The sequence below is a fragment of the Streptomyces sp. SID3212 genome (assembly GCF_009865405.1).
In the GTDB taxonomy this organism is placed as follows: domain Bacteria; phylum Actinomycetota; class Actinomycetes; order Streptomycetales; family Streptomycetaceae; genus Streptomyces.
Window position 1 is genome coordinate 1 of the sequence record NZ_WWJY01001207.1, and the last position, 9,025, is coordinate 9,025.

Consider the following 9,025-nt stretch of genomic DNA (forward strand, 5'->3'; position numbering starts at 1 on the left):
AGCCCGTCCGGCGATTGAGGACATCAGTAACCCGCGCTCTCGCACCGCGCGGGGGCAATTCCAGCCCGTCCGGCGTTTGAGGACGTTGGTAAGTGGCACCGTCCACCGGGCGGAGGCTGCGCGCCCCGGGCCCGGGGGCCCGTCATCTCACCCTCGGCGTGAGGGGGGTGGGGTCGGAGGAGGTGCGTGTGTCCGGACGTAAAGCGTGTTTTGTGGCGCATGACTACCGTGAATGTCCGGAGTCCCCGAAGGCGCCGTAAAACATGCAGTCCGGACATACGTACCTCCGCAGGCCCCACCCCCCGTCACCACGACACACCCAGCCCGTCCGGCGATTGAGGACATCAGTAAGCGCAACCAAACGCACCGGGCCGCACACGCCCGTCCGGCGATTGAGGACAACACGAACCGCAACCGGTCACCGGGCGGACGCCAACCCCTCGACCGGGTCCGCCCGAAACGTCGCTCTCCAGACCGTCGGCTCGCAGCCCTTGCCGTTGGGGTGGAACTCCGTCAGCCTCGCGTCCTCCCGGTCGTGGACGACAACGCGTTTGTCCCCAACCGCCGCGACGGTCAGCCGCACCGGCACCGAACCCGCACGACGGACAGGGAGCCCGGGGCGTCGCTGTCGGCGGTGACCGTTCCCTGGGTGCAGGTCTTGTTGACGCACAGCCGGACGACCGCCGGGCTCACGGACTTGAAGTCCGCGGGCTTCCAGACCACGCCGACCCCGGAGTCCGCGCCCGCGAGCGTGCAGGCTGCACCCCCGCCGTCCGAGCGACCGATCAGAATCAGCACCAGTGCGGGCACGAGAGTCAGGCGACCGAGCCGATCCGTCGGGTCGCCGGCCGATGGCTGTCCGCCGGGACGTCGTGGTGGATGGGGGTGTGCGTGCCCGTCAGGGGAAGGCCCGTGCCGCCTCGGCGTGACGCCACTACCTCCGCCACGATCGACAGGGCCGTCTCCTCGGGGGTGCGTGCGCCCAGGTCGAGGCCGATCGGGGAATGGAGGCGGGCCAGTTCGAGTTCCGTCACGCCCACCTCGCGCAACCGCGCGTTGCGAGTCTCGTGCGTACGGCGTGAGCCCATCGCGCCGACGAAGGCGACCGGCAGCCTCAACGCCCGTTCCAGCAACGGCACATCGAACTTCGCGTCGTGCGTGAGGACGCACAACACCGTCCGCCCGTCGACCCGCGTCGACTCCAGGTAGCGGTGCGGCCACGCCACCACCACCTCGTCCGCGTCGGGAAAGCGCGCCGCCGTGGCGAAGACGGGGCGCGCGTCGCACACCGTCACGTGGTAGCCCAGGAACTTGCCCGCCCGTACCAGCGCCGACGCGAAGTCGATCGCGCCGAAGACGATCATGCGCGGCGGCGGCACGCTCGACTCCACGAGCAGCGTCAGCGGCCGGCCGCACCGGGAGCCGTCCTCGCCGACCACCACCGTGGCGGTACGGCCCGCGTCGAGCAGGGCGCGCGCCTCGCCCGCCGCCGTACGGTCCAGCTCGGGGTGTCCGCCGAGGCGGCCCTCGTACGAACCGTCTGGGCGTACCAGCAGCGCCCGCCCGAGCAGTTCCGCCGGCCCCTCGGTGACCCGGGCGAGGGCCGTCGTCTCCCCCCGCGCGGCCCCGGCCAGGGCGGCCGCGTACACCTGCCGGCCGGCGGAGACGGCCCGTACCGGCGTCACCAGGATGTCGATGACACCGCCGCAGGTCAGCCCGACGGCGAACGCGTCCTCGTCGTCGTAACCGAACCGCTCCAGGACGGTGACGCCGTCCAGGAGCGCCTGGACGCAGAGTTCGTACACCGCCCCCTCCACGCAGCCGCCGGAGACCGAGCCGATCGCCGTGCCCTCGCTGTCGACGGCGAGCGCGGCTCCCGGCAGCCGGGGCGCGCTGCCGCCGACCGCCACGACGGTGGCGACGGCGAAGTCGCGTCCCTGCTCGACCCATCGGGTCAGTTCTTCCGCGATGTCCAGCATGTGGATCTCCTCGCGTCTCTGAGGGAGGGAGGGTGTGGGGGGAGGGAGAGCGTGAGTCAGACGCCTAGCCAGGATTCGATCGGGTGCAGCGCGTAGAACAGCACGAAGACCGCCGTGAGCCCCCACATGAAGGCCCCGATCTCCCGGGTCCTGCCCTGCGCCACCTTGAGCGCCGTGTACGAGATGACGCCCGCCGCGACCCCCGCCGTGATGGAGTACGTGAACGGCATCAGGACCACGGTCAGGAAGACCGGGACCGCGACCGCGCGGTCGCCCCAGTCCACGTGCCGGGCGTTCTGCGCCATCATCGCGCCGATCACCACCAGCGCCGCGGCGGCCACCTCGCCCGGTACCAGCCGGGTGAGCGGGGTGAAGAAGAGGCACGCCGCGAAGAGCAGGCCGGTGACGACGGACGCCAGTCCGGTACGTGCCCCCTCGCCCACGCCCGTCGCGGACTCGACGAAGACGGTCTGGCCCGAGCCGCCCGCCACTCCGCCGATCGCGCCGCCGGCCCCGTCGATGAACAGCGCCTTGGAGAGGCCCGGCATCCGGCCCCGGTCGTCGGCGAGTTCCGCCTCCGTACCGACCCCGATGATGGTGGCCATCGCGTCGAAGAACCCCGCCAGCACCAGAGTGAAGACGATCATCCCGACCGTCATCGCGCCGACGTCGCCCCAGCCGCCGAAATCGACCTTCCCGAAGAGCGAGAAGTCGGGCAGGGAGACCGCACTCCCGGTCAGCTCCGGTGGTCCGCCGGCCCACGACGTGGCCGCTACGACACCCGTGGCGTCGAGGACCGCCGCGGCCACCGAGCCGACGACTATGCCCATCAGGATCGCGCCCGGCACCCGGCGCGCCTGGAGCATGAAGATCAGCAGCAGGGTCACGCAGAAGAGCAGTACGGGCCACCCGGCGAGTTGGCCGGCCGGGCCGAGGGTGACCGGGCCGCCGGCCTCCGAGGCGTGGACGAACCCGGCCTTCACCAGGCCGATCAGCGCGACGAACATCCCGATGCCGATGGTGATGGCGTGTTTCAGGGCGAGCGGGATCGCGTTCATGATCATCTCGCGGAGGCCGGTGACCACCAGGAGGCAGATCACCACCCCGTACAGCACGCACATCGCCATGGCCTGCGGCCACGTCATCACGGGCACGACCTGCCCGGCGAGCACCCCCGAGACGGAGAGCCCGGCGGCCAGGGCCAGCGGAACCTTCCCGAAGAAGCCCATCAGGAGGGTGGTGAGCGCCGCGGCGAGGGCGGTCGCGGTGATCAGGGCGGACCGGGCGAGGGTGTCGCCCGCGACGTCCTCGCCGGACAGGATCAGGGGGTTGAGCAGCAGGATGTACGCCATGGCCATGAAGGTCGTGACGCCGCCCCGGATCTCGCGGGCGAGGGTCGATCCCCGGTGGGAGATCTCGAAGTATCTGTCCGGCCGGGACCGGTCGGCCGGAGGACGCGCGTCGGTGCCGGCGTCCTCGGCGGTGGTGTCCTCGGCGGTGGTGGTGTTAGTGGTCCTGGGTTCCACTGACGAATGGGTCATGTTGCCTGCTCCGGAGGGGAGATGGATGCGTGGGCTGCACGACCCGGGGGACGGCCCGAGACGAACGAAGAAGTGGTGGTGCGGACGAGGGGTGGTGTGCGGGCCCTCACATGCCCGTCAGGTGTTCCGGTCGTACGGGCGTCCTGTTCAGCTCCAGCCCCGTCGCGTTCCTGATCGCCGCCAGGATCGCGGGAGTTGACGACAGGGTCGGCGCCTCGCCGACGCCCCGCAGCCCGTACGGCGCGTGCTCGTCGGCGAGTTCGAGCACGTCGACCGGGATGGTCGGGGTGTCGAGGAGCGTGGGGATCAGGTAGTCCGTGAAGGACGGGTTGCGTACCTTCGCGGTCACGGGGTCGACGATGATCTCCTCCATCACGGCCACCCCGAGGCCCTGGAGACTGCCGCCCTGGATCTGGCCGACGACGGAGAGCGGGTTGAGCGCCTTGCCGACGTCCTGTGCCACGGCCAGTTCGATGACCTTGACGAGGCCCAGTTCGGTGTCGACCTCGACCACCGCGCGATGGGCGGCGAACGAGTATTGGACATGGCCGTTGCCCTGTCCCGTACGGAGGTCGAAGGCCTCGGTCGGGCGGTGGCGCCACTCCAGCTCCAGGTCCACGACCTCGTCCTCCAGCACGTCCGCGAGATCGGCGAGCACCTCGCCGCCGTCGGTGACGACCTTGCCGCTTTCGAGCAGCAGCTCGGCGGTGGCCCAAGCCGGGTGGTACGTACCGAACTTGCGCCGCCCCAGCTCCAACACCCGCTCGCGCACGTGCTCGCAGGCGTTCTTGACCGCGCCGCCCGTGACATAGGTCTGGCGGGACGCGGAGGTGGATCCCGCCGAGCCGACCTGGGTGTCGGCGGGCTGGATGGTGACCTGGGTGACGCCCAGTTCGCTGCGGGCGATCTGCGCGTGGACGGTCACCCCGCCCTGGCCGACCTCGGCCATCGCGGTGTGGACGACGGCGACCGGCTCCCCCGCGACGACCTCCAGGCGGACCCGCGCGGTGGAGTAGTCGTCGAAGCCTTCGGAGAAGCCGACGTTCTTGATGCCGACCGCGTAGCCGACACCCCGTACGACCCCCTCGCCGTGCGTGGTGTTGGACAGCCCGCCCGGCAGGGCCCGTACGTCCGCCGCCTCGCCCGCCGTGAGCCACTGCCGCTCGGGCGGCAGCGGCCTGGCCTTCACCCGGCGGAGTAGCTCGGCGACGGGCGCGGGCGAGTCGACGCGCTGACCCGTCGGCAGGAGCGTGCCCTGTTCCATGGCGTTGCGCTGCCGGAACTCCACGGGGTCCAGGCCCAGTTCGGCGGCCAGCTTGTCCATCTGTGCCTCGTACGCGAAACACGCCTGGACCGCGCCGAAGCCGCGCATCGCCCCGCAGGGCGGGTTGTTGGTGTAGAGCGCGATCGCCTCGATGTCGACGTCCTCGACGACGTACGGACCGACGGAGAGGGAGGCGGCGTTGCCGACGACGGCCGGGGAGGCGGAGGCGTACGCACCGCCGTCGAGCACGATCCGGCACCTCATGTGCGTGAGTTTTCCGTCGCGCGTCGCGCCGTGCTCGTAGTGCAACTTCGCGGGGTGGCGGTGGACATGGCCGAAGAAGGACTCGAAGCGGTTGTAGACCATCTTGACCGGCTTGCCGGTCCGCAGGGCCAGCAGGCAGGCGTGGATCTGCATCGACAGGTCCTCGCGCCCGCCGAAGGCGCCGCCGACACCGGACAGGGTCATCCGGACCTTTTTCTCGGGCAGGCCGAGGACGGGGGCCATCTGGCGCAGGTCGGAGTGGAGCCACTGAGTGGCCACGTACAGGTCGACGCCGCCGTCCTCGGCGGGGACGGCGAGTCCCGACTCCGGGCCGAGGAAGGCCTGGTCCTGCATGCCGAAGACGTAGTCGCCGGTGACGATCACGTCCGCGCGGGCCGCCGCCGCGTCGGCGTCGCCCCGGACGATGGGCTGTCGGTGGACGATGTTCGGGTGCGGGACGTGGCCGATGTGGTGGTCGTCGCGGCCTTCGTGGACGAGGGGCGCGCCGGGCGCGGTCGCCGACAACTCGTCGGTGACGACGGGCAGTTCGGCGTAGTCGATCCGGATCCTGGCGGCGGCGCGGCGTGCGGTCTCGGGGTGGTCGGCGGCGACGATCGCGACGGGCTCCCCGTGGTGGCGGACCTTGCCGTGGGCGAGGACGGGGGTGTCCTGGATCTCCAGGCCGTAGTGCTTCACGGCGGTGGGCAGGTCGTCGTGGGTCAGGACGGCGTAGACGCCGGGGACGGCGAGGGCCTCGGAGATGTCGATCGACCGGATCTCGGCGTGCGCGACGGTGGAGCGGAGGGTGTGGCCCCACAGCATGTCCTCGTGCCACATGTCGGAGGAGTACGCGAACTCGCCGGTGACCTTGAGGGCGCCGTCGGGGCGGAGGGTGGACTCGCCGATGCCGCCTCTGGTGCGGGAGCCTTGGGTGAGGCTGGTGGGGGTGCCGGTGGGCGTGCGGGGCGTGGAGGTTCCCGGTGTTGTGGAGGTACGGGGTGCTGAGGTACGGGGTGTCGAGGTACGGGGTGCTGAGGACGCCATCGTCAGATCGCCTCTTCCTGTCGTGCCGCGGCCAGCCGTACGGCGTCGAGGATCGCCTCGTACCCCGTGCAGCGGCAGAGGTTGCCGGACAGCGCCTCGCGGATGTCCGCGTCGGTCGGGGACGGGTTGCGCTCCAGCATCTCGTCGGCGGCGACCAGCAGCCCCGGGGTGCAGAAGCCGCACTGCACGGCGCCCGCGTCCATGAACGCCTGCTGGACATGGGACAGTTCGCCCTCGCGGACGCGGCCCTGGCCCCCGTCCCGATCCTGGTCGCGCCGACCCGCGTACTCCGCCAGCCCCTCGACCGTCAGTACCTCGCGGCCCTCCACCTGTCCGGCCGCGACCAGGCACGCGCAGACCGGCACGCCGTCGAGCCGTACCGTACAAGAACCGCATTCGCCCTGCTCACACGCGTTCTTGGAGCCGGGCAGGCCCAAGCGCTCCCGCAGGACGTACAGAAGGCTCTCGCCCTCCCAGACGTCATCGGCTTCCCGCCGGCGTCCGTTGACCGTGAAGTTCACACGCATGATCAGGCAGCTCCTCGGAGAGTTCGGCCGGTGCCGCGGTACTGCTCCCACGTCCAGCCGAGCTGGCGGCGGGCCATGACGCCGACCGCGTGCCGGCGGTACTTCGCGGTGCCGCGCACGTCGTCGATGGGGTTGCAGGCGCCGGCCACGAGGTCGGCGAACTGCTTCGCGACCGACGGCGTGATGATCTTCCCGTTGTCCCAGAAGCCGCCCTCTTCGAGCGCCGCCCCGAGGAATTCCTCCGCCGCCCGGGCCCGGACGGGCGTGGGGGCGGCCGAGCCGATGCCGGTCCGTACCGTACGGGTGCGGGGGTGCAGGGCCAGCCCGAACGCACAGACGGCGATGACCATCGCGTTGCGGGTGCCGACCTTCGAGTACTGCTGGGGTCCGTCCGCCTTCTTGACCCGTACGGCCCTGATCAGCTCGTCGGGCGCGAGGGCGTTGCGCTTCACGCCGGTGTAGAACGCGTCGATGGGGATGAGACGGGTGCCCCGTACCGACTCGGCCTCGACCTCGGCGCCCGCGGCGAGGAGCGCGGGGTGCGCGTCACCGGCCGGGGACGCGGTGCCCAGGTTGCCGCCGACGCCGCCGCGGTTGCGGATCTGGGGCGAGGCGACGGTGTGGGAGGCGAGCGCGAGGCCCGGCAGCTCGGTCCGCAGGTTCTCCATGATGGCGGTGTACGGGACGGAGGCGCCGAGCCGGACGTGGTCGTCCTCGACCGTCCAGGTGGCCAGCTCGCCGACGCGGTTCAGGTCGAGCAGGTGGGTGGGCCTGCGGTGGTCGAAGTTGATCTCGACCATGACGTCCGTACCACCCGCGAGGGGGACGGCGGAGGGGTGCTCGGCCTTGGCGGCGAGCGCGTCCTGCCAGGTGGCGGGGCGAAGGAAGTCCATGAATGGCTCTCCTCTCGATCGTTCGCTGTGGTGCGATCCGTGATCGGGCGGGGACGGCCGGCCCTGTTCATGAACTGTTGACGCGGTGTGGCACAAGTACACAAGGAGTGCGCCGCCCGGGGGCAGTCACGGAAACCATGAAGGGGCGGGCGGGGCGTGCGCGGCGTCTTGTAGATTCGAACAAAGGGAAGACGAAGGCGAGCCTCGCTTGAATCGACGAGAAAGATCGGCGGCGAAAGATGCGGCTGCGCGCACTGCTGGAGACCGACGCGCTGGGCCTGCGGCTGCTGGGCGGCGCGGGGGAACTGGACCGCGGTGTCCGTGGGGTCATGACAACCGACCTGCGGGACCCGAGCCGCTATCTCTCGGGCGGCGAACTGGTCCTGACGGGCCTCGCGTGGCGGCGCTCCGCCGAGGACGCGGAACCGTTCGTACGGATCCTCAACGCGGCCGGGGTCGCGGGGCTCGCGGCGGGTGAGGCGGAGCTGGGGCACATCCCGGAGGACCTGGTCACGGCGTGCCTCCGGCACCGGATGCCGCTGTTCGCGGTGCGGGAGGACGTGGCCTTCGCGACGATCACCGAGCACGTCGTACGGCAGGTGTCCGGGGAGCGGGCCGGGGATCTGGCGGCCGTCGTGGACCGGCACCGCAGGCTGATGACGTCGGGGCCCGCGGGCGGGGGTCCCGAGGTGGTGCTGGACCTGCTCACGTCCGACCTCGACCTGCGGGCGTGGGTCCTCACCCCCACCGGCCGCCAGATCGCGGGCGGCGGCGAGCGGCTGCCGGCGGACCGGGCGAGGGCGCTGGCGGCGGAGCATCTGGCGGCCACTCGTTCGGGACGGAGGTCGCCCTGGCGGGTGACGGTGGCGGGGACGGCGTACTCGCTGTTCCCGATCGACGACCGGGTCCATGACCACGATCGGGTCCATGACCACAGCCGGATCCATGACCACGATCGGGACGACGCCCGGGACCGCGATCGGGACCGGGACCGGGACCGCGACCCGCTCCGCGAGCCGGGGGGCGGTACCTCACCCGCCGCGATCCGGGACGTACGGGAGACAGTGCTGTCGGACTGGCTCCTGGCGGTCGAGGCGGACGCGGGCGAGTGGCCGGCGGCGCGGCTGGACCTGCTCCGGGGGGTGACCCAGCTGATCTCGGTGGAACGGGACCGGCGCGACGCGTCACGTACGGTACGGCGCCGGCTCGCCCAGGAGGTCGTGGACCTGGTCCAGGAGGGGGCGCCCCCGGCGGACATCGCGGCGCGCCTGCGGGTGGCCGCGCCGGTCCTGCTCCCCGGGGTGGGCGCGGCACCGCACTGGCAGGTGGTGGTGGCCCGACTGGAGTGGACGGGGGACGACGCGGGGACGGCGATCTCGGCGGGCCCGGCGGCGCAGGCGGCCCTGGAGGAGGTTCTGGCGGCCCACACACCACCGGGTACGGACCTGTCGGACCGGATCGCGGTGGCGCATTCGGACGGCGAGGCGATCGCACTTGTACCGATCGCCTTGGA

At 71.7% G+C, this 9,025-nt stretch carries 7 protein-coding genes; 1 reads left to right on the forward strand and 6 read right to left on the reverse strand.

Translation table 11 applies throughout. The features are described 5' to 3' along the window. Nucleotides 1-573: 573 nt before the first annotated feature. From GT042_RS36070 to GT042_RS36095, 6 genes are all read right to left on the reverse strand, one after another. On the reverse strand, nucleotides 574-810 hold the full coding sequence (locus GT042_RS36070) for a hypothetical protein (RefSeq protein WP_161312892.1): 237 nt from the start codon (nucleotides 808-810) through the stop codon (nucleotides 574-576). Nucleotides 811-815: 5 nt separating this feature from the next. Next, nucleotides 816-1,979, reverse strand: coding sequence for an XdhC/CoxI family protein (locus GT042_RS36075; RefSeq protein ID WP_161312893.1), 1,164 nt, complete (start codon nucleotides 1,977-1,979; stop codon nucleotides 816-818). Between the two features lie 56 nt (nucleotides 1,980-2,035). Then, complete coding sequence (locus GT042_RS36080; RefSeq protein ID WP_161312894.1) at nucleotides 2,036-3,520, reverse strand: NCS2 family permease; 1,485 nt, start codon at nucleotides 3,518-3,520, stop codon at nucleotides 2,036-2,038. 106 nt (nucleotides 3,521-3,626) lie between these two features. Further along, the gene (locus tag GT042_RS36085) at nucleotides 3,627-6,092 is read right to left on the reverse strand and encodes a molybdopterin cofactor-binding domain-containing protein (RefSeq protein WP_202534725.1); all 2,466 of its coding nucleotides are present in this window, start codon (nucleotides 6,090-6,092) and stop codon (nucleotides 3,627-3,629) included. Nucleotides 6,093-6,094: 2 nt separating this feature from the next. Next, nucleotides 6,095-6,619 (reverse strand): (2Fe-2S)-binding protein, encoded by a 525-nt coding sequence (locus GT042_RS36090; RefSeq protein WP_161312895.1) that lies wholly within the window; start codon nucleotides 6,617-6,619, stop codon nucleotides 6,095-6,097. 2 nt (nucleotides 6,620-6,621) lie between these two features. Beyond that, the gene (locus tag GT042_RS36095; protein WP_161312896.1) at nucleotides 6,622-7,512 is read right to left on the reverse strand and encodes a xanthine dehydrogenase family protein subunit M; all 891 of its coding nucleotides are present in this window, start codon (nucleotides 7,510-7,512) and stop codon (nucleotides 6,622-6,624) included. Nucleotides 7,513-7,751: 239 nt separating this feature from the next. Between GT042_RS36095 and GT042_RS39740 the strand changes: the two genes are divergently transcribed. Continuing rightward, the coding region (locus GT042_RS39740) for a PucR family transcriptional regulator ligand-binding domain-containing protein (protein WP_237531542.1) at nucleotides 7,752-9,025 on the forward strand (1,274 nt) is incomplete at its 3' end.

Coding starts and splice junctions, on each gene's coding strand:
- GT042_RS36085 (WP_202534725.1), bottom strand. CDS start 6,092: ATGGCGTCCTCAGCACCCCGTACCTCGACACCCCGTACCTCAGCACCC.
- GT042_RS36090 (WP_161312895.1), bottom strand. CDS start 6,619: ATGCGTGTGAACTTCACGGTCAACGGACGCCGGCGGGAAGCCGATGAC.
- GT042_RS36095 (WP_161312896.1), bottom strand. CDS start 7,512: ATGGACTTCCTTCGCCCCGCCACCTGGCAGGACGCGCTCGCCGCCAAG.
- GT042_RS36075 (WP_161312893.1), bottom strand. CDS start 1,979: ATGCTGGACATCGCGGAAGAACTGACCCGATGGGTCGAGCAGGGACGC.
- GT042_RS36080 (WP_161312894.1), bottom strand. CDS start 3,520: ATGACCCATTCGTCAGTGGAACCCAGGACCACTAACACCACCACCGCC.